A 21,249-nucleotide genomic window follows, 5' to 3' on the forward strand; every position below is an offset into this window, starting at 1 on the left:
CCCGGCCGAGGCCCGCGGTGCCCCGTCCCGCCCCCGGGCTTCCGTCCCAGACCCTGGACCCCAGACAAGCGAAAGCCCGCGCCCCCGGACGTCTGCGGGTGACACGGGCTTCGTGCTCACGGGCCAGCGAGGGCCTGACCGCCTACCGCTTCTTGCGGTTCTTCTTCTTGTTCTCCTTCTCCCGCTTGCGGCGCTCCTTGATGGCATCCCGGTCCTCGCCCTTGGCTCCGGCGGCGGACGGCGGGGCGTAGCCCATCAACCGGGCCTTCGCCATGGCGGCCTGGCCCATGGGGGGCGTGTAGCCCGGAGCCACCTGCGGCAGCTGCATGGGCAACCCCATGCCCGGCATCCCGCCGCTCATCATCTTCTCCATCATCTTCGGGTCCCCACCGAACATGCTGGAGAGGTCCATGTTCCGCATCTGCGACAGCTGACCCAGCTGCTTGAAGCCGGGGATGCGACCCAGGAGCCCCGGGTTCTGGCCAATCGTCCCCATCACCTGCTGCATCATCCCGAACTTCTGCAGCAGCTCCCGCACGTCCTCGGGCTTGCGACCACTGCCCTTCGCGATGCGGTTCACCCGGCTGGCGTTGATGAGGTCCGGACGCAGGCGCTCCTTCACCGTCATCGAGTCGTACATCGACTCGATCTTGGTGAGCTCCTTCTCGTCCGGGTTCAGGTGCTCCGTCATCTCGCCGAAGAGCGGGAACTTCTCCAGCAGGTCCTTGAGCGGACCCATCTTCCGCACCATGCGGATCTGCTCGACGAAGTCCTTCATCGAGAACTGGCCGGACAACAGCTTGCGCGCGTCCTCCTCGGCCTTCTTCTCGTCGACGACCTTCTCGAAGTCCTTCATCAGGCCGACGATGTCGCCGAACCCGAGGATGCGGCCGGCGAGGCCCTCCGGACGGAACTCCTCCAGCTTGTCCATCGACTCGCCCATGCCGAGGAACTTGATGGGCTTGCCGGTGACTTCCTTGATGGACAGCGCCGCGCCACCACGCGCGTCACCGTCCAGCTTGGTCAGGATGAAGCCATCCAAGGTCAGACGCCGGTCGAACTCGGCCGCCGTGCGCACGGCGTCCTGACCAATCATCGCGTCGCACACCAGCAGGATGTTGTCCGGGTGCACGTTCGACTTGATGGACTCCAGCTCCGACATCAGCGCCTCGTCGATGGCGAGACGACCGGCGGTGTCGATGAGCACCACGTCGCACTTCTGCTCGCGGGCGGCGGCATAGCCCCGCTTCGCCAGCTCGGGAGGCTGCACCCCGGGCTCGTGGTAGACGGGCACCTTGAGCCGCTCGCCCAGGACCTTGAGCTGGTCCACGGCGGCCGGACGGTAGATATCCGCGGCCACGAGCAGCGGCTTGCGGCCCTGCTGGAGCAGCCGGTTGGCGAGCTTGCCCGTGGTCGTCGTCTTACCCGAGCCCTGCAGACCCACCATCATGATGCCGGACAGCTGACCCTTGGGCTTGAGGTTCAGCCCCGTGTCCACCGGCCCCATCAGCGCCTCGAGCTCGTCGTGGCAGATCTTGATGAAGTGGTCCATCGGGCTGACCTTGCGCTTCTGGCCCGAGGCATCGGTGATGGTGGTCTGGACGAGCTCTCCCACGGCCTTCTCGCGGACGCGGGCGACGAACTTCTTCACCACGTCGAAGGCCACGTCGGCCTCGAGGAGCGAGACGCGGATGTCGCGGAGCGACTCGTCGACCAGCTCCGGGGTGAGCTCGCTCTTGCCGGCGAGGCGGTTCTTGGCGGCGCGGAAGCCCTTGGTGACGGTCTCAAGCATGGGGGGCGCTTTATAACAGGGGGGAGGTGGGATGCGACCTTGGAGCGCATCCCAGGCGTCGAAGAGTGAAGAGCCGACCCCCGGGCCCGTCTGGCCCGGGCCGAGGCCCTGGATTCATCAACGCTCCCAAGGGGTTGGCGCATCCCCCAGGGCCCGGCGGGTGGCTTTCGGGCCCGGGCCCCAGCCTGCCCGGGCCCCGGTCGAGCCGGAGGCCCCGGGGCTGTCCTCCGCTCAACGGACCTGTTCGAGGTCCTCGAGGATCCTTCCCCTGTGCGCGGCATCGGCCATGCCCAGGGCCGCGAGCACGTCCTCGGCGGCGAGGGGCGCACCGCGAGGTCCTCGCCGCGCGGGCGCCGGAAGGTCATCCCCGCGTGGGCCGCGCCCGAAGTCGTTCGCGGACGGCCGGGGACTCGGCTCCACGGGCGACAGGGTGGGCGCGGGTCCCCCTCGGTGGTACGCGGCATACAGCTCCGAGAGCTCCCACAGCAGCACGTCCAGGGGCCGGACGTCGATGAGGCTGGGGTGGAATTCGAGCCGGAGCACGTGCTCACTCACGTCCAGGACGAACAGCGTCGCCCGGACGAGGGGCGCGCCTTGGCGGTCGACCGGACGCCGGGCCTCGTGGCGCAAGGCCTCGGCCAATTGGGCCTCTCGCACCGCCGAATAGGGCGTTCCATCGAGCAGGCTGATGGTGGGGAGGACGAAGACGCCGGGCACGGGGGGCGTGGACCACGGAGCGCCGTGGCGATGCTGCAGGGCCTCGAGCGCCAGACGCAGCGCGCGCCAGTCGAGCAGGCCGGACAGACGGAAGACGCGGGGCAGGTGGCATGTGCTCGCCGCGTCCACGTGTCCCGGTCGCTCGAAGTCCCGCCAGAGGTCCACGTGCATCGGGCGGGCTCCCGTCCGTCCCCGAGGCTCGGATGCCGAGTGTCCCACGCTCCCGTTCATGGCGACTCACTCCGATGTCCAACTGGGCGAGGCCACGGGGCCAGGCCCGACGCGGTGGGACGAGACAGCTCAGGCGCGTTGGCGGGCGTCCTCCTGGATTCGGACGCGGTCCTTCTTCCCGGCGGTCGTCTTCGGCAGGGATTCGCAGGTGTCGATGCGAGTGGGGACCATGTAGGGCGGCAGGTAGTCCGCGCAGTGCTGTCGCAGGTCCTGGAGGCTGGCGCTCGCGTTGTCCTTGAGCACCACGAAGGCGCGCAGCTCCCCGCCCGCGAGCTCGTCCGGGAGCGTCAGCACGGCGCTCTCCTCGACCTCCGGGTGGCGCAGCAGCACCTCCTCCACGGCGGTCAGCTCGATGTGGCGGCCCCGGACCTTGACCCGGTCATCGCGGCGGCCCAGGAAGCGCAGCACGCCTCCACCCTCCCGGGTGACCCGATCCCCCGTCCGATAGGCCTTGGGGTGGCCTGGAATGGGGCCGAGCACCTTCCGGGTGTGCTCCTCCTGTCCCCAGTAACCGCTCATCAGCGTGGGGCCCGCCACGCACAGCTCGCCCTCCTCTCCGTCCGCCGCCCGCGCGCCGTCATCCCGGATGACGAAGACCTCGTCTCCGCAGCAGACCTTGCCGATGGGCAGGGGTTCGGGGCTCGCGAGGTCCGCGGGCGTGACGACGTGGTACGTGCAGACGTTCGTCTCGGTGGTGCCGTAGAGGTTGAGGTACCGCGGCCTGGGCAGGGTCAGCACGAGCTTGCGCAGGTACTTGTGTGGGAAGACCTCGCGGGTGAAGAGCACGGTGCGCAGGTGCGGGAAGGCATGCCGTGACAGCTCGCCTCGGGCCTCGAGCTGGGTGAGCACCGAGGGCACGGAGTGCCAGATGGCGATCTCCCTCTTCGCGATGAAGTCCGCCAGCTCCCGCGGAATCGCGGACAGCTCGATGGGCACCAGCACCAGCGTGGCGGCACCCTTGGCCGTGGCGAAGAGGTCGAAGACGGACGGGTCGAAGTGGAAGGGCGAGAGGCTGGAGACGCGGTCCGAGGAGCGCACGTTCGCAGTCTGGAAGGCCCACTCGACGAAGGCCTGCGCGGCGCGGTGGCTGTGCATGACCCCCTTGGGGTGTCCGGTGGCGCCGGAGGTGTAGAGGACATACGCCAGGTCCTCTGCCGTGGCGCGCGAGTCCTTCTCCAGGCGCGAGGTGGAGCGGGTGCGCACCTGCTCCCAGGTCAGGGTCGTCGGGAGGTTCTCCCCGGGAGGTGCTGATGTGGTGTTCGGCTGTCGCGTTCCCACCAGGATGATTCCGCGCAGGGTCTGCACCTGCTGGAGCGAGGCCTGCCAGGAGGGGGTGGTGAGGATGGCCGCGAGCGCGCAGTCCCTCGCGATGAACTTCAGGCGCCACTCCGGCGCGGAGGGGTCGATGGGGACGTAGGCCGCGCCGGCCTTGAGGATGCCGAAAAGGCCCACCACGGCCTCGAGCGACTTGGTCAGGTGGAGCCCCACGCGCGCGCCCCGGCCGATGCCGAGCTCCTGGAGCGTGCGGGCCACCTGGTTCGCGCCCGCGTCGAGCTCCTCATAGGAGATGGCTCGCTCGCCGTCGATGACCGCTGTCCGTCGAGGGGCCGCTCGCGCGCTGTCTTCAAGGTACTGAAACAACATGGATGTGATTCTCCTCAGGGGCCCAAGGCGTGGGTCACGAGTTCTCGGTGGAGCACGGAGCGCGAGTCGGGGGGCTCACGAAAGGCATACACGCCGGGCGCGGGGGCCTGGACGGCGTCCGCTCGGAGGCGCGAACGGGGCGACGTGCTCATGGGCGGCGTTCTCCCCTGTCGTTCCAATGGGACCCGCGCAGAATGCGCGGTGACACCGGAGATGTCGTTCGTCCCAGGGTCGTGCCCGTGAGGCGCCTTCAGGACAGTGAAAGCCGGGCGCCCTCGGAGTCCGAGAGGCGGGCGCGCTGGGGCAGACGAGGGAGGGAGAGGCCCGGGCGTGGGGCCTCGGAATGGTGTTGAGCAGTGGGCAGGGGGATTGGTAGGACAGGGGCCTGCACGAATGGCGGAACTGGCAGACGCAGCGGACTTAAAATCCGCTGACTCGCAAGGGTCGTCCGGGTTCGATTCCCGGTTCGTGCAATATCGTGAGTCCGTCAGGGAGGATGCTCGCCTCCCTGACGGCGCGCTGCTGCCACGGCGGCACGAGACGGGTTCCGCTCAGTGCCCTGATCATCCCGAGGGTTTACGGATTCGGCGTCCAGCAGCGGAAGCTCTGTTCAACGAAGTTCGAGACGTAGGTGTTGGCGTCGAGGACGCGGAAGCGGATGTACTTGTAGTAATACCGTCCGCCCGGGTAGAGGCCGAACTTGCAAGGCTCGCTGAAGGTGGTGGTGCCATTGCGCCAGGGCCAGTTGCCTGGAGCGGGATCGACGTCGAGGTTGTGCGCCCTTTGCCATTGGTAGGTATAGGGCGTCACTCCGCCGCTCGCGCTCGCTGTGCACTCGATTCGCTCGGTCTCGTCCATCCATTCGCAATTCATGGTCGCCGTGGGAGGAGGAATCTCGAGCGTGGTGTCCGTCTCATCCGCCCGGGCTTCCGGCGCAATGCCAGGACACTCCCCACCGTCAGTTTCGATGAAGTACGGGCTCCTTTGCCCCGTGCGCACGGGTGTCCTTCCACAGATGCACCGCTCCGTGCCGACCGATGTGGTGAGGGTTGCATCGCTGTAATACCTGATGAAGTACTCCGACAGGCAGATGAGGAGCGGGGCCTCCTGTGAAGCCATATCGGGTTGCGCTTCCGTGTCGGCATCATCCACACCACAGCCGAACTGGAAGCCAAGGACTGCAAGGCCCAGGGTCAACAGGGTACGCATGGTTCCTCCCAACGCGATTGACGCTTCGTGTGCTGCCTGTCGATGATGCCACGGCCGTTGCGTGTGCATTCATGGTGGAGAGGCTTTTTCGCGCAGGCCGGTGGAAATGTTCACCGTCACCCGCGTGGCACACGCAATGGGGTTGTCGGAGGCGCTGCTCCTGGTGAAGGCTGCGCCTTCATGGAGAAACTCATCCCGGGACTGCATCACTTCCAGACCGAGGTCTTCCGCTCCAAGCAAGACCTCTATTCGAAGCTCGCGGAGGCGCAGAACCCCGAGGTCCTCTTCATCACCTGCTCCGACTCCCGCGTCCTCCCCAACGAGGTGACGGGCGCCGGGCCCGGCGAGCTGTTCATCATCCGCAACGCCGGCAACATCGTCCCGCCCTACAGCACCGCCAACAACGGCACCGCGGCCACCATCGAGTACGCCGTCGCAGCCCTCAAGGTCCGCCACATCATCGTCTGCGGACACACCCGCTGCGGCGCCATGCACGGTCTGCTCAAGCCCCAGCTCCTCGACAAGCTCCCCCAGATGGCCCAGTGGCTGCGCCACGCGGAGTCCACCCGGCGCATCGTCGAGGCCAGCTACGCCCACCTGAGCGGAGATGCCCTCCTCGACGCGGCCGTCGGTGAGAACGTCCTCGTGCAGCTCGAGAACCTGCGCTCCCATCCCACGGTCGCCGAGGCCCTCGCGAACCGCGCGCTCAACCTCTACGCCTGGGTCTACCAGCTCGAGGACGGCTGCGTGCACGCCTACGAGCCGAGCCAGGGGCAGTTCACCCCCGTCGTCGCCACGGACGGAGACTCCCTCCGCGCCCGGGGCCGCTTCGGCCTTCGTCAGGTGCTCTGACTCGGTCGCGCCCGGCTCAGCCCGTGAGGGGCGCCGCGCGCCTTTGGTGATGCAGCGCCACCACCACCATCCCGGCGAACGTCACCACCAGCACGGCGACCTCCTCCAGGCTGTCCAGCGGCGCCTCGCTCTCGTTGATGAGCGCGAGGCTCAACAGACACAACACCAGATGGGCGCTGAAGACGGGCAGGGACGCGCTGCCCAACAGCTCCAGCACCCTCGGCCGCAGCCAGCGATACACGAGCGGCGCACCCCGGTCCGCGAGCAGCGCCAGCGCCAGGAAGTTCACCAGCCGCAGCGGCGCCAGCGTCCACTTGTCGAGCAGCACGGGCCAGCTCGTGAACAGCTGGAACCCCGGCACCTCGTACCGCGCGAGCAGGAACACGACGACCACTCCCCACGCCACCACCCACTGGAGGCGCGGCGGCGGCGCGGGGCTCCCGGCGGCCCGCGCCCGGAGGCTCCCCCGCCACACGCCGAGCACCCAGAGGAACTGCCAGGCGAACAAGTCGAACGCCCCGGAGTGGTCCACCTTCATCGGCAGCCAGGACACGGCCCCCAACACCCCGTACAGCTCCCGCTTGAGGCCCAGCTGCGCCCACAGCCACACCAGCGCGCTGAGGCACACCACCTTCCCCCAGCCCGCATGGCGCGCCGCGGTCAGCACGAAGGGCGACAGGAACAGCAGCACGACGTAGAGCGGGAGGATGTCCAGCAGCGGCGGGCAGTACAGCAACACCAGGCTGCTCAGCAGCGCCGTGAGCGGCTCCTGGTGGAAGAAGTCGAGCAGGTTGAGCACCGCGGGGCGGTGCGTGAGCCAGCCCACCGCGCCGATGAAGGTGAAGGCGAAGCAGAGCAGCCCGACGTGGTGCGCGTAGACCTTGAGGGCTCTGCGCCGCAGCCCGCGCCACAGCTTCCCCGGAGCGTCCCACGCCTTCACATGCGTGCCCCCCACCAGGAACGCCGACAGGAACACGAACCCCTCGGCCGCGGAGACGAAGCCGAACGGCTGGCTGGTGTACGCGTTGAGCCGCGTGGGCAGGTGCGTCAGCGTCATCAGGACGAGCAGCAACCCCCGCAGGGCATCCAGGTCGGGTCGACGCGGCATGAGGAAGACGGGCTCAGGGCGCGCCCAGCTCCTCCCGCAGATGACGCTGGAGCGCCTCGGGCCGACGACGCGCGCACTCGCGCATCCACTCCACCTCCGCTTGCCACGACTCCACCGAGGCCGGGTAACCCCACCGCGCGACGTGCTCGGCCATCTCGGGCGCGAGCCGCGCCGCGGCCTCGTCGAGCAGGGCCAGCACCCGCTCCGGCGCGAAGGTGTTCTCCAGGTGCCACTGGAAGCGCGAGACGAACAGACCCTTGAAGTCCGGCGACTTCATCAAGCTCCGGAACAGCACGACGAAGGACTCGCCGAGCCGCTCGTCGCGCAGCAGCCGGCCGAGTGAGTTGGCCTCGGGACCTCCGATGAAGGCCGCGTCCAAGTCGTGGAGCAGCCAGCGCCACCGCCCATCCCCGGGCCCCGTGTCGCCGGAGGTCTCCCCACCGCGCAGGCGCCAGAACTTCACGTTGTTGTCCGGCCAGTCCTCGTTGCCGAAGTAGACCTCCGCGATGTGGTAGTCGATGAAGTCCTCCACATCGATGCGCGCCGCGACGTACGCGGAGTGCTCGGGGACGGAGAGGTCGTGCTCGCGCACGTAGGCGAGCAGCTCCTGGTAGGGCAGCACGTCCGCGTCCTCGCCCGTGTCGAGGATGCCGTCGGCCTCCAGGATGACGATGTCCTTGCGCTTCAGCCCGTGGTGCGTGGCCAGGTAGTACTCGTCATACCGCTCGCGCAGCTCGTGCAGTCCCCAGTACTCGCCATCCAGGAACACCAGCGTGGGCTGACAGGCCTGCAGCGCCAGGGACGTCTCGCGCAGCAAGCCCTGGAGCGCGCAGTCGCGCAGCTTGGAGCCCACCTGGTCCTGCCCCGACGTGCGCACGATGAGCCGCTTGAACTCGCGCAGCGGATGGTCCGGGAACACGTCCGCCTGGAACAGCTCCGGGCCGTACTCCTCCTTCGCGTACAGCCGGAGGCTCTTCTGCGGCATCGCCGCGCTGCCCGAGCCGTGGATGCGCACGCCCGCGTTCTGCGCGAACACCGTCGCGCCCACGGCGTCGAACCACTCGACGTGGACCGGGCGCTCCCAGTCCTTGCCGTCCTGCATGTAGTTGCCCGTGCCCCAGCCCTCCATGGGCCCCGGCGTCTCGGCGTAGACGCGGCCCGGCACGTAGATGCCCTGCTCGTCACCGAAGAAGTTCGCCGCGTCCGTCGCCAACGACAACACCGGCAACGTGTACGCGCGCGGCTGTCCGATGAGGTACGTGCGCGCCTGTCCCGCGTCCACCGGCGTCTCGCCCGCGAACTGCCGCACGCGCACCACCGTCGCGAGCGTGGAGGGCGCGGTGGGCGGCTTCCAGCGCCAGGGCTCCGGTGACTCGGCGGGGTTCGTCGGGATGAGGCTGAGCGGCGCGGGCTGCCCGCGTCGGTTGAGCAGCACCAACGGCGCCGTATAGACGGGAGACGTCGGGCCCGGCGTGGAGCCGTCCAGCGTGTAGCGCGTCGTCGTGTCCGGGGACGTGGGGAGCGTCAGGAGCGCCTCGGCCGCGTACAGGCTGTCCTGCGTGCCGAAGCCCAGCCGCTGGAACTCCAGGCGCGTGCGCACCTCCGTCCCGCTGTCGTGATAGGCGACGACCTCCAGCGACTCGCTCTCGTGGCCCGGCTGCCACGGGATGCTCCACCGTCCGTCCTCGAGCACCGCCAGCCCGAGCAGGATGGAGCCCTCGTAGACCTCCACGCGCACGACGCCCGCGTCCATCTGGAAGCCGCCGCGCAGCACGTGCTGCTCGTTGTCCATGGCGTCGATGGTGACGACCGGTGACGCCGTCTCCTCCTCCACCACGGGCCCGGAGCCCTTGTCGGACGGCGTGCTCTCGCAGGCCGTGAGCGCGATGAGCAGCGCGGCGAGTGCCCCGGAGCGCCTCGGCTTCGGGAAGACGAACGGGACTCGCTCGGAGGCCACGACAGAGCCCCCCGCGACTTCGGGACGAGACGGGTGATTCATGGATGAGACACGAAGGGGAGGACCCTGGGGGACGTGGGACCCGGGGTCGTCAGCAATCCTCGTGCCTCAAACTATCTCCCTGAATTCAGGGAAGCAGTGTCGGGAGAGCGTGGCAGTGTGCCACGCTGGGGGTTGCGGAATGCCATGGCTGTTGCGCACCCGAGCGAGGGAGCCCACCTGCGATGACCGGACCCCGACTTCGGCACTGCGCGACGTGTGGGCGCGCCCTGAACCCACGCGAGGTGTACTACCGCTTCAAGCTGGTCCTGGAGGGCGAGCAGGACGTGCTGGAGTCCGCCGAGGCGTCGGAGGACGGTGAGCAGGACGCGCTCGCGGCGCTGGTGCGGCGACTGGAAGAGGGGCCCGAGGATGCTCGCGAGCTCGAGGACCAGGTGCACTGGGAGCGGGCGGGCGTGGTGTGTGGCGGATGTCGCGCGGTGGCGGTGCGGATGCTCGACGAGAGCACGGACTCGACGCGCCCCCATTGAGAGACCGCGGCGCGCCGCCGGTTGACGGCGCGCCGGGTCGTGGCCTGCTTCAGCGACGCGAGGGCGCCACGGGGAAGACGAGGTCGTCGTGGTCCGTCCACTCGCTCGCGACGCAGCTTGCCCCGGTGGGATTGTCACCGATGACGCCGCGAATCGCCTGGAGCCCACCCTCCGGCAGCGTGAAGGTGACGGACAGCGCATTCTCTCCCGTCACCTCGACCGGGAGCGTGGCCACGTGGGTCCACTGGGGATGGCGTGCGTCGGGTGCGTGGAAGAGGTTCACGCGCTCGAAGAAGGGGAGGAAGCCGATGACGTTCGCGGTGAGCGTCACGGGCCTGCCGGCGGTGAGCGGGCCTCCATCCTGGCTGGCGACGCGCAGGCCCTCCAGCGACGGAGTGACGCCGTAGGTGCCGCCGTTGCCGTCGGCGCAGCTCCCGCCGAGCGTGTTGGGGGCATGGAGTTCGGGCCCCACGCTCCCCATGCCGCGAACGAGCACGCCCGTGTCGCACGCGGACGCGAGGGTGGTGCAGCGGGGCGCCAGGAGTGTCGCATCGAAGTCCGCGACGTCCGGGTTGCGCACCGTCACCTTCACCGGCGTGGCGCGCCAGGCTCCGAGCGCGGTGTCGTAGGCGCGGACCTCCAGCGTGGTGGGGCCGTTCAGCTCCTCGCGCGTGTCCCAGTCCAGCTCGAAGGGGAGGGTGGTGTCGCTGGCGCGCAGGAGGCCGTTGACCCAGAGGTCCACGCGGCGCACCGCCACGTCATCCCAGGCGAGCACGCGCACGCGCGAGGTGCCTCGCACGGTGCTCCAGGGGAACGGCGTCATCACCTGCGCCCAGGGACGGTGATGGTCTCCCGTCACGTGTCGGAAGCCCGCCTGGAGCAGCAGGTTGGGGGAGCCTGGGCCGGCCTCATTCACACGCCCCGCCACGGCGGCGCCCGCGAGCGCGTCCATCACCTGCGTCGCCGTGGCGCGGGGATGGGTCTCCAGGTAGAGCGCGGCGGCGCCGGCGACGTGTGGTGTGGCCATGGAGGTGCCGGAGCGGACCTCGGTCGCCGTGTCGTCCGGGAGGTCGGCGGAGAGGATGTCCTCGCCCGGCGCGAACAGGTCGATGCAGCGGCCGTAGTTCGAGAACGACGCCCGCGTGTCCGTCAGCCGGGTGGCGCCCACCGTGAGGGCTTCCGCCGCGCGGCCCGGAGAGTAGTCGCACGCATCGACGCTGCGGTTGCCCGCGGCCACGACGACGGTGACTCCGGCGGCCACGGCGTTGCGGACCGCCTGGTCCAGGGCCTCGGAGACCTCCAGGCTGAGACTCAGGTTGGCGACCGCGGGGGCCTGGTGATGGGCGGTGACCCAGTCGATGCCGGCGATGATGCCCGACACCGTGCCCTCGCCTTCGCAGTCGATGATGCGCACGGAGTGCAGCGTCGCGGCGCGCGCCACGCCCCAGGTGGAGCCTCCGAGGGTTGCCGCCACGTGCGTGCCGTGACCGTGGCAGTCCTCCGCACCACCCTCAGGGTCCAGCACGTCGAAGCCCTCGCCCAGGCGTCCCTGGAACTCGGCGTGCGTGGAGCGGATGCCGGTGTCGAGGACATACGCGTGGACGCCCGCGCCGCTCAGCGCGGGACGGTAGTGGCCGTCGAGCGGCAGGTCCTCCTGGTCCACGCGGTCCAGTCCCCACGCCGCCGTCTCCGACGTGGCGAGCGGGCGCACCCGGGCGTCCTGTTCGATGAAGGCCACACGCTCATCGGCGCGCAGCGATTCGAGGCGTGTCGGGTCGAGCTCCGTGGTGAAGCCCTGGAGCGCGTGCTCATAGGCGCGCAGCACCGTCGCACCGTGCGCCTTGGCGAGGTTCGCGACGTACTCGCGAGGCTTCTGTTGCCCGTGGGCCTTCGTGTGGGCCTGGGGGCGGAGGACGACGATGTATCGGTTCGGGATGGGCTGCTGGCGCGAGGCCTCGCGTGAGGTGGGCTCGGTGCAACCGGTGAGGGTGAGGAGACAGAGCAGCGGGATGAAGCGGAGTTTCCACATGGGGTGTGTGGCCTGCGATGTGCCGCCTCTTTCGAGGACAGCGTCTGGGTGAGCCCGCTTGGACGCCGGGGGCTCGGAGGTTGATCAATTCGAGACACCGCGCCCCTCAGGTTTCTGAGTGCGCTCGCGGAAAACACCGGAGACGCTTCGGATTGTCACCGCGGCTTCTCGAATGAGACGCTGCTGGCACCGCCATTGCTGTCGGCAATGAGGTCGTACCCAGAGAGGAGTGTTGCTTGAACTCGAATCAACTGCGCCGGCTCTTCGCCCGTGCGCTGAGTGCATCCCTGGCGTCGCCCCTGGTGCTCACCGGTTGTGGCGACGGGGGGATTTCCCTGGAGGGGTTCTCGGCGCCCCCCTGTGACAACGGTCGCGTGTCGCTCCAGGGGCTGGCCCCCGCGACCCCGACGGACTTCATCGAGCTGCGAATCGTGACGGACCTGGAGAGCTCGCCGCGGCAGCAGCGTCTGGCGTCCGTCGGGACGGCGTGCGAGACCGCCACGCAGCCCGCGGTGTGCAACGCGGAGCTGGACGCGCTGGCCTCCGAGGACGGGTTCCGCTCCCGCTGCGACGTGGGCTGCTATGCGTACTACCTGGTGACGACGCGAGGAGATTCGGTCGAGGCGCACACGTCCCGGAACGCGCTCGCGGCCCTGCTGGGCAGCATCGACACCCCGACGGAGGCGCTGCTCCAGGTCTTCGCGGAGGACTACAACGTGAGCTGCACCGAGCTGAAGCATGGCGCGGTGAAGACGAACGCCGATGGGACCTTCAGCGTCATCGCCACCAAGGGGTTCGCGTGTGGCGAGGGGACGGAGCTGACGCAGTACCTGCTGGTGGTCAAGTCCTCCGGCGAGGTGGTCGAGAAGCGCACGCACGTCCTGGAGCGCGGCGACAAGGGGTGCTCGGTGGGTCGCAGGCCCGCGGGGCTTCGCTCGGATGGAACCGTGGACTGCGTGGATGAGCTGGGACAGCACTTCGCGCTCATCACCCACCTGGAGGAGGCCTCCATCACCGCCTTCCTGCGACTGCGCGAGGAGCTGGCGCTGCATGGCGCGGCCGTCGAGCTGCAACAGGCGGCGCTGCGCAGCGCGCTGGATGAGGTGGCGCATACGCAGGTGTGCGGCAGCCTGGCGCGGCGACATGGGGTGACGCCGGAGCGCGCGGTGGTGGCGCCGCTGGCTCCCCGGCCGCTGTTCGAGGTGGCGCTGGACAACGCGGTGGAGGGCTGCGTGCGCGAGACGTATGGCGCGCTGCTGGCGCATCACCAGGCGCTGCACGCGGAGGACGCGGAGGTGCGCGAGGCGATGGTGCGCATCGCGGAGGACGAGACGCGGCATGCGGACCTGTCGTGGGCCGTGGACCGCTGGGCGGAGGAGAAGCTCTCGCCCGAGGAGCGCGAGACGGTGCGCGCGGCACGTCAGCGGGCCGTGGAGGCGCTGCGCGCCGAGGTCTCCTCGCCGACCGATGAGGCGGTCCTGCGCGCGCTGGGGTTGCCCCAGCCGGAGGTCGCTCTCGCGATGGTGGAGGTGCTCTCCCGCGAGCTGTGGAACTGAGGCGCGGGGCCGTGCATGCCGGGACGCCTGGGTTGACGTAGGCGTTTCGGTGCTTCGACGGGAGGCGCGGCTCGGGGCCGGCGTGCCCTCCGGCAGAATCCAAGGATTGGCGTGCCGCAGAGCCACGTCTCACGGTGACCGTGGTCCCTACCCCAAGGTCCGCTGTCCCCCCGATGGTCGATGCGGCGCCGCCTGCGAAGTCATCATCGGCGCGGTGTCGCGCCCAGGGTGGGGCCGTCCACTTGCCGCGACTCCTCGGCGCGGTGTCGCGTCCTCTCGGCGGCCGACTGCCGGCGCGGGGCGTGGGTGCATTGCTCGTCGAGTGACTCCGTGACTCGCTCAGGTCGGCGGCACTTCCGCGAGCACCTCCCGCAGTCGCTCCTCGAGGAAGCGGCGCTCTGGCTCCGTGCGCACCAGGGCGAGCGCGCGACGGTAGGCCGCCACGGCTTCGTCCCTGCGCCCCAGCCTGCGCAGCAGCTCCGCGCGGGCCGCGGGCAGCAGGTGGTGCTCGGTGAGTCGTCCGGACGACTCCAGGTCGTCGACCAACACCAGCCCCTGTGCCGGGCCCTTCGCCATCGCCACCGCCGCCGCGCGGTTGAGTTCCACCACCGGACCCGGTGTCAGCTTCGCCAGCCGCTCATAGAGCGCGGCGATCTGCTCCCAATCCGTGTCCTCCGGCCGCTTCGCCTGTGCATGCAGCGCCGCGATGGCCGCCTGCACCGTGTACGGACCGAAGGCTCGCAGGGACAACGCGGTGTCGAGCAGGGACAGGCCCTCCGCGATGTTCGCCGCGTCCCATCGCCCGCGGTCCTGCCGGTCCAACAGGACCAGTCCACCATCCTCGGCCACCCGCACGTGGCGCCGGGAATGGTGGAGCAGCATCATCGCCAGCAGCGAGGTGGCCTCGGGATGGCGGGGCAACAGGTCGCACGTCAGCCGGGCCAGCCGCAGCGCCTCCTCGCACAGGTCCACGCGCACCAGCTCCGTGCCCTGCGTCGCGGAGTGCCCCTCCGAGAAGAGCAGGTAGATGGCATGCAGGACGCCCCGGGTGCGCTCCCCCAACGCGTCCGGCTCCGGGATGACATACGGAATGCGCGCATCGCGAATCTTGCGCTGCGCGCGTACCAGCCGCTGCGCCATCGTCGCCGGCGACACGAGGAACGCTCTCGCCACCTCCTCGGTCGTCAGCCCACACAGCGTGCGCAGCGCCAACGCCACCTGGACGTCCACGGCGAGGGCAGGGTGGCAGCACGTGAAGAGCAGTCGCAGCGAGTCGTCCGGATGCGCCTCCCAGTCCTCACCACTCGGCGTGGCGGCCAGCTCCTGCTCCAGCCTCGCCACCACCTCCAACGCATCCACCCGGGCGCCGAGGCGCACGCCCCGGCGCACCCGGTCCACCGCCTTGTTGCGCGCGGCCCGCAGGAGCCACGCGCGAGGCTCCCGCGGAATCCCCTCGCGCGGCCACTGCTGGAGCGCCGCCTCGAAGGACTCCTGCACCACCTCCTCCGCCGAGGCGAAGTCTCCCCCCATCGCGCCGATGAGCATGGCCACGATGCGGCCATGCTCGGCGCGATAGGTCTGCTCGACGATGGACCGCACCTCCTCCATGGACGACCCGCTCCGACTCCGGGCCTCAGCCCATGACGTCGGAGTAGTCCATCACCGGGCGTATCTCCACGCAGCCCGACCTCGCGGCGGGGATGCGTGAGGCCAGGGCAATCGCCTCGTCCAAATCCTTCGCCTCCACCAGGAAGAAGCCGCCCAGCTGCTCGCGCGTCTCCGCGAACGGCCCGTCCGTCGTCAGCCGCTTGCCGTCGCGCACGCGCACCGTGGTGGCCGTGGACGTCGGCTGCAGCGCCTCGCCCGCGATGTTGTTCCCGCTCTTCTCGATGGACTCACTGAAGGCCGCGTACTCCTCCAGCACCTTCTGGGCCTCCTCCTGCGGCAGCGCGTCCCAGGCCTTCTCGTTCTCGAACAGCATCAGCAGGTACTTCATGGGTCCATCCTCACGGTGACGAAGGGGAGTGAAGCCTCCCGCCTTGGGTCGAACAGGCCGGCGGGAAATCGACCGCCCATTTCCCAAGGGATTTTCCGCCCCATTTCCACCCGGCCCCTCAGGAGGGCTCGAGCGGGGAGAAGTGGCTGAAGGGACCATGCCCCTGCCCCAGGGGGAGCGGGTGCTCCAGGGCCGAGGTGACGAAGGTCTTGGCGCGTCGGGTGGCCTCGAAGGGCGCCTGCCCCAGCGCCATCCACGCGGCGATGGCCGCGGACAGGGTGCACCCCGTGCCGTGCGTGTTGTGCGTCTTCACCGAGCGAAGGAACAACGTCTCCATCCGCTCCCCGTCGAACCAGACGTCCAGGCCGCGCAGCTCGCCCGACATGCCGCCGCCCTTGACCAGCACCGCCCGCGGGCCGAGCTGGTGGATGCGCCGGGCCGCCTCCTTCATGTCCTCGAGCGTCTGCAGGTCCATCCCGGAGAGCAGCTGCGCCTCGTGCCGGTTGGGCGTGACGACGTCCGCGAGCGGGAGCAGGTGCTCCTTGAGCGCACCGACGGCCGAGTCGTCGATGAGGCGCGCGCCGGCTCGGGACACCATGACGGGGTCCACCACGAGCGGGCCTGGCTTGAGCGCCTTCAGCCGCCACGCGACGACGGAGATGATCTCCGCGTTGACGAGCATGCCCGTCTTCACCGCGCCCACGCCCAGGTCGTCGATGACGGCGTCCACCTGCGCGGCCACGGCGGCGGCGGGGAGCACGTCGACCCTGGTGACGCCCCGGGTGTTCTGCGCGGTGACGGCCGTGAGCGCGGTGGTGCCGTGCACCCGGTGATACGAGAAGGTGTTCAGGTCCGCCTGGATGCCTGCGCCACCGCCACTGTCGGAGCCGGCGATGGTGAGCGCCGTCGGCACTCTCTTGGGAGTCTCCATGGGGCGCATGCTGCGCCGGCCCGCTCCAGGGAGCCACCCCTTTTGGCGGGTGCGGGCCCGCGGAGGTCCGCGAGCCCGCACCCGGAGTCAAGACGATTAGATGGTGATGCCGGCCGTCATGAAGACGACCTCGGCGGCGCGCACATCGCCCAGGCCCGTGAAGCTGGCCGTGTCGATGAGCAGTGTCCACTCGCCCAACAGGCTCCGGTCATAGAAGGAGTTGTTGGCCGGCGTGGAGCCGCCCGGCGCCACGCTGCACGCGTCCGTGAAGGCCGCGCCCTGGAACGGGGTGGAGCACGCCGGGTCGGCGACGTCGCACGCGGGCGGGCCGGAGACGCAGGCGGTGAAGGGCACGTAGTGGAGCACCTGCCGCGTCCCGCCGGAGGTGTACTCGTCCCGGTCCACCAGCTCGAACTCGGCGAAGTAGTTGCCGAGCTTGAACCCGTCCATGGTGTCGCGCACCAGCACCGCCGGCACCGACACGGAGGCGCCCGTGGCAGTGACGACGTTGACGCGCACGTTGCGCACGCGGTGGCCCTTGCGCAGCGACAGCACGGTGGAGGCACTCACGTCCGTGGGCGTCACCTGGAAGCGCGCCGCCCGGTACGTCGTCCCGGCGGTGACCAGATCTCCCAGCGCCTTCATGCGCTCTGACTCGTTGACGGTGAGCGGGTGGAAGTCGGTGGCGGCCAGGCGGCGATAGTACGGCGTCAGGCTCATCACCGTGTGCGTGGGCAGGCTGTCCAGGTGCTGCACCAGCCGCGTCTTCATGTCCGGGTAGTTGGCCAGGTTGAAGTCGTAGTTCTCGCGGAACGTCGCAGGGATGGCGCTGTCGCCGGTGGACGCGTCGAAGGGCAGGTACTGGTACTCGGCCACGCGGATGAGCTCCCAGTAGCGGATGGAGAGCTGGTCCAGCGTGCGCAGCGCGCGGGCGTACACCTGCTGGCCGATGAGCAGCTGGTCGAACTTGCGCAGCTCCGTGCCGTTGCCGAAGGCCAGGATGTCGTTGAGCGCGTCACGCGCGGCCACCGAGTTGCGCTGGCGCAGCGTCACCATGTCCCGCTCCATCAGCGCCAGCCGGTACTCCGCCTGGGCCTTGGTGACCTGGGCCTGGAGGTCCATCAGGTCCAGCGTCATCTCCACCTGCGACTGGGAGAGGATCTCCTTCTTCACCTCGTCGGAGATGATGCTGCGCGCGGGCTTCTTCTGGTTGCCGGAGACGATGTCCCACAGCTCGGTGCCGCCGCTCTTGAGCTTGTCCTTGAAGGGCTTGCTCGCGGCGGCGTTGGCGGCGCTCGTCTTGATGGCGTCCCACAGCAGGGTCTGGATGGAGCCGCTCTCGCTGCTGGGCGCGCCCGCGCCGGCCACGGGCGTGCCGCTGGACTCCGACTGGAAGCTCTTCTTCACCTCGCTCCACAGGGACTCGGCCGCCTTGCCCGCCAGGTCCGCCAGGAACTCGCCGCCGTAGGCCGCGGCCACCGTGCCGACCAGGTCCAGCAGGAACTCACCGAAGCCCTTGCTGGTGTTGTAGTGGTCCGTGATTCGCTGGTCCGTGGCCTGGATGTTCTCGGTCATCAGCTGAATCGCCGCCTTGCGGTTGTTCATGGACTGCTGGAGCGCGGCCATGGAGGCGTTCGCCACGGTGATGCGCTGGTCGGCCACCACCTTCTCCGCCTCCAGCACGCCGACGTCCGCGTTGAGCGCGGCCTGGTTCTGGGACATCCACGCGGACAGCTGCGTGCCGTTGGCCAGCGTGAGCCACTGGTTCACGGAGCTGTCGAGCACGTCGTAGAGCGAGTCGAACTCCGCGCGCAGCTGCTCGTAGCGCAGGTGGGGGTTGAAGGGCGTGTCCTTGGCCAGGCCGTAGAAGTTGCGCTGGCTCTGCAGGAAGCTCAGGCGCGTGACGTCGTGGGCCATCAGCGGGCACAGCGAGCCGTAGAGGTACAGGTCCGCGAAGGGACGGCCCGCCGCGGGCGTCTCGTCACACACCAGGCCCGCCTGGGCGAGGATGCCGCCCATCTCCATGATGTTCTGCAGGTAGTGGAAGCCCGCGCGCTGCAGCTCGCCCCGCTTGAAGAGGGCGTTGGCGTGGGACTGCGACACACGCCAGGACTGGGGCGCGAGCAGGGCGCGCAGCATGTCCACGTCGCGGCGCATCGAGCGCAGCACCTTCTGCGTGCCGGCCGTGCCCGCGGCGCCCGCCACGCCGTCGTTGGCCTTGGTGCCGACGTAGCAGGTGCGCGTCTCGTCGCGAGGCACGCAGAGGTAGTCGTCGTAGTGCTCGCAGCTGCCCGGAGGCGCCTCCTGCACCACCACCTGCACCGTCCGGGACAGCCGCTTGCCGGCGATGCCCTTCTTGCCGGACAGCGGCGCCGTGGTGACGAGCTCCGCGCGGGTGTCGACGTAGCGGCCGTTGTAGGAGTCCCCCAGGCTCACGTCGTGCCACGTCTGGATTTGATTCCGGCACGCCAGGTCCCCGAAGAAGGGGCTGTTGCGGCAGGTGGAGTCGGAGCAGTCCTTGTAGCCGTCGTTGTCGTTGTCCAGGCCGTCCGTGCACTGGGCGAAGGTGTTCTCCTGCGCGCCGCACACGTTGCCGGCCAGCGGGCTGTTGCTGCACTGGAAGTCGGAGCAGTCCGAGTAGTAGTCGCCGTCGTTGTCCACGCCGTCCGAGCAGGTGGCGGCGGTGGCCTCCTGCAGGAACGGGTAGGTGTCCGGCTCGCACACCTTCACGTAGGGGTTGCCGGCGCAGCCGGGGTCCTGGCAGTCCACCTTGCCGTCACCGTCGTTGTCGATGCCGTCCGAGCAGTTGAGCACCGTGCGCTCGCTGCCGCAGGCGTTCAGCACGCGGGGGTTGTAGCGGCACTCCTTGTCCGCGCAGTCCACGTCACCGTCGACGTCGTTGTCCGTGCCGTCCGAGCAGGCCGCGTCGTTGGTCTCCTCCAGGCCCGTGGTGAGCAGGAGCACCGGGCCCAGGCCGCAGTACGCGTTGCCGTGGCAGCCCGGGTCCGCGCAGTCACCCAGCCCGTCGCCGTCGTTGTCGATGAGGTCCGTGCACTCCTCGTCGCCGCCCTCGCCCGCGGTGCCGCAGGTGGTCGCGAAGTTCTTGCAGCCGAAGTCGGCGCAGTCGACGAAGCCGTCGCCGTCGTTGTCGTGGCCGTCCTGGCACGCCTCCTCGGAGAACTCGCTGTTGGCCGCGCGGCTCTGCTGACAGAAGCCGCGCTGGCTGCACTCCGGGTCCAGACAGTCCGTCTTGCCGTCGTTGTCGTTGTCCTTGCCGTCGCTGCAGGACTCGGCGGAGGCCTCGCGCTGGATGGGGCCCCAGGACGCGTCCGCGCACACGGTGACGTGCGGGTTCTTGGAGCAGGCGTAGTCCTCGCAGTCGGTGTAGCCGTTGAGGTCGTTGTCCTTGCCGTCGCTGCACTGGGTGTTGTCCGCCTCCGTGCGCGAATCACACAGCGCGATGGCGGGGTTCCAGCGGCACTTCAGGCTGTGGCAGGGGCCGTCCTCGTCCTGGAAGCACTGCTCGGGTGTGATGGGGGAGGCCTTGTGGGGCTCGTTGACGACGCCGGGACCGATGAGCGAGGTGTAGCGGATGACGACGTCGCCGGAGTGGCCGCCCTTGCCGCCGTTGCTGCCGTGGCCGGCTTGCGCGGTGGGGGTGCCGCTGCAGCTCACCTTCGGGTCCGGGCCGTAGTTGCCGGTGATGGTGGTGGTGGGCGGGGAGCCCGTGGCGTCGACGCCCGTCCAGCCATCCTCGCCCTTCTGGCCGGAGGTGGTGACGCGCACGCCGTTGAGGACGTTGGTGTAGAGCACGAAGCTGCCGCCGTTGAGGCCGTCGCGGCCCGGGGGCACGACGCGGTCCATCGGGTCCGCGTCCTGCTGCGGCGTGCGCGCGCCCGGCGTGGTGCGCACGGAGAAGCCGCGCGAGGTGAAGCCGCCGGAGGCGACGACGAGGGTGGCGCCGCCCGTCTGCACCGGGGCGGCCAGCTCCACGAGGGGCGCGACGATGACGATGACCTTGTGGTCCAGGGTGCCCGTGTCCTGCTGCGTGGGCTCGAACAGGTTGGCGCACGCGTGGGTGGAGGAGCAGGCGTTGGAGGCCAGCGTCTGCCAGGTGACGACGGGGCTCTGGGCGGAGATGACGCCGTCGGCCTGGGGCAGCAGGGCCTGGTGGCCCTTGAGGAACACGGGGTAGTCGCGCGCGTAGGACGTCAGCAGGCGCACCTTGTCGGTGGGCTGGTGGCGCGTCTGGAGCACGCCGCGCAGGTCGGCGAAGCGCGGGTCGGGCAGCACCGCGAGCAGCTCGCTCACCGTGGTGTCCATGGAGGCGGGCGCCGCGGGCAGCCCACGCAGCTCCGAGAAGTCCATGGGCGAGGAGAACGCCAGCGGCTGCGCCGTCGTCGCGGTCTCCAACTGCTCGTCTCCGGCCGGACGGGCGGTCTCCGGCAGGCCGTTGTCGCCACAGGCGCCCAGCACCAGCGCGGCCGCCAGACCCCAGACTCTCCGCCGGTCCCGGCGGATGTTTCGCAAGAAGTTCATTGTGATTGGTCCTTTGCTGGGGTGCTGAACGGACCCGGGTGGATTTCTTCCCGCGATTTGTCTGGCGTTATCCTCCGCGCCCATGGTGCGTCCTGAAGGACGAGAAAGAGGAGCACGTCCATGCTCCACCAGACCTGCGGGTGAGAGTCCCGTCCGGG

14 protein-coding genes and 1 tRNA gene are annotated in these 21,249 nt (G+C 69.7%); 4 read left to right on the plus strand and 11 right to left on the minus strand.

Annotated elements, in window-relative coordinates:
• Positions 1-142: 142 nt before the first annotated feature.
• The 3 genes from ffh to K8625_RS25135 form a co-directional block, all read right to left on the minus strand.
• Entirely contained in the window at positions 143-1,792 is a 1,650-nt protein-coding gene (gene ffh / locus K8625_RS25125; RefSeq protein ID WP_223745742.1) for a signal recognition particle protein, read from the minus strand.
• Between the two features lie 231 nt (positions 1,793-2,023).
• Complete coding sequence (locus K8625_RS25130) at positions 2,024-2,680, minus strand: hypothetical protein (RefSeq protein WP_223784120.1); 657 nt, start codon at positions 2,678-2,680, stop codon at positions 2,024-2,026.
• Between the two features lie 129 nt (positions 2,681-2,809).
• Positions 2,810-4,384 (minus strand): amino acid adenylation domain-containing protein, encoded by a 1,575-nt coding sequence (locus K8625_RS25135; RefSeq protein ID WP_223784121.1) that lies wholly within the window; start codon positions 4,382-4,384, stop codon positions 2,810-2,812.
• A 387-nt stretch (positions 4,385-4,771) separates the two neighbouring features.
• On the opposite strand from K8625_RS25135, the gene K8625_RS25140 reads away from it, so the two are divergent.
• A tRNA-Leu gene (locus tag K8625_RS25140) sits at positions 4,772-4,857 on the plus strand.
• Positions 4,858-4,960: 103 nt separating this feature from the next.
• On the opposite strand, the gene K8625_RS25145 is transcribed toward K8625_RS25140, so the two are convergent.
• Positions 4,961-5,593, minus strand: a complete 633-nt coding sequence (locus K8625_RS25145) for a hypothetical protein (RefSeq protein ID WP_223784122.1) — start codon at positions 5,591-5,593, stop codon at positions 4,961-4,963.
• Positions 5,594-5,773: 180 nt separating this feature from the next.
• Between K8625_RS25145 and K8625_RS25150 the strand changes: the two genes are divergently transcribed.
• Positions 5,774-6,445 (plus strand): carbonic anhydrase, encoded by a 672-nt coding sequence (locus K8625_RS25150; protein ID WP_141323624.1) that lies wholly within the window; start codon positions 5,774-5,776, stop codon positions 6,443-6,445.
• A 16-nt stretch (positions 6,446-6,461) separates the two neighbouring features.
• Here K8625_RS25150 and opgC read toward each other — a convergent pair whose 3' ends face one another.
• Together opgC and K8625_RS25160 are read right to left on the minus strand one after the other, a co-directional pair.
• Entirely contained in the window at positions 6,462-7,553 is a 1,092-nt protein-coding gene (opgC, locus tag K8625_RS25155; RefSeq protein ID WP_223784123.1) for an OpgC domain-containing protein, read from the minus strand.
• A 13-nt stretch (positions 7,554-7,566) separates the two neighbouring features.
• Entirely contained in the window at positions 7,567-9,510 is a 1,944-nt protein-coding gene (locus K8625_RS25160; protein ID WP_223784124.1) for a CotH kinase family protein, read from the minus strand.
• A 224-nt stretch (positions 9,511-9,734) separates the two neighbouring features.
• Between K8625_RS25160 and K8625_RS25165 the strand changes: the two genes are divergently transcribed.
• Entirely contained in the window at positions 9,735-10,040 is a 306-nt protein-coding gene (locus K8625_RS25165) for a hypothetical protein (RefSeq protein ID WP_223745748.1), read from the plus strand.
• 49 nt (positions 10,041-10,089) lie between these two features.
• On the opposite strand, the gene K8625_RS25170 is transcribed toward K8625_RS25165, so the two are convergent.
• The gene (locus K8625_RS25170; protein WP_223784125.1) at positions 10,090-12,069 is read right to left on the minus strand and encodes a S8 family serine peptidase; all 1,980 of its coding nucleotides are present in this window, start codon (positions 12,067-12,069) and stop codon (positions 10,090-10,092) included.
• A gap of 236 nt (positions 12,070-12,305) precedes the next feature.
• Here K8625_RS25170 and K8625_RS25175 point away from each other — a divergent pair, with 236 nt between their 5' ends.
• Entirely contained in the window at positions 12,306-13,625 is a 1,320-nt protein-coding gene (locus K8625_RS25175) for a ferritin-like domain-containing protein (protein ID WP_223784126.1), read from the plus strand.
• 339 nt (positions 13,626-13,964) lie between these two features.
• Here K8625_RS25175 and K8625_RS25180 read toward each other — a convergent pair whose 3' ends face one another.
• From K8625_RS25180 to K8625_RS25195, 4 genes are all read right to left on the minus strand, one after another.
• Positions 13,965-15,233: an RNA polymerase sigma factor gene (locus K8625_RS25180; protein WP_223784127.1), complete on the minus strand. Its 1,269-nt coding sequence runs from the start codon at positions 15,231-15,233 to the stop codon at positions 13,965-13,967.
• Between the two features lie 25 nt (positions 15,234-15,258).
• Positions 15,259-15,621, minus strand: coding sequence for a YciI family protein (locus K8625_RS25185; RefSeq protein ID WP_141323632.1), 363 nt, complete (start codon positions 15,619-15,621; stop codon positions 15,259-15,261).
• Positions 15,622-15,739: 118 nt separating this feature from the next.
• Positions 15,740-16,561 (minus strand): bifunctional hydroxymethylpyrimidine kinase/phosphomethylpyrimidine kinase, encoded by an 822-nt coding sequence (gene thiD, locus K8625_RS25190; protein WP_223784128.1) that lies wholly within the window; start codon positions 16,559-16,561, stop codon positions 15,740-15,742.
• Between the two features lie 87 nt (positions 16,562-16,648).
• Positions 16,649-21,091, minus strand: coding sequence for a hypothetical protein (locus tag K8625_RS25195; protein ID WP_223784129.1), 4,443 nt, complete (start codon positions 21,089-21,091; stop codon positions 16,649-16,651).
• Positions 21,092-21,249 lie beyond the last annotated feature (158 nt).

It is taken from the genome of Myxococcus sp. AS-1-15 (genome assembly GCF_020037055.1).
Classification (GTDB): domain Bacteria; phylum Myxococcota; class Myxococcia; order Myxococcales; family Myxococcaceae; genus Myxococcus; species Myxococcus fulvus.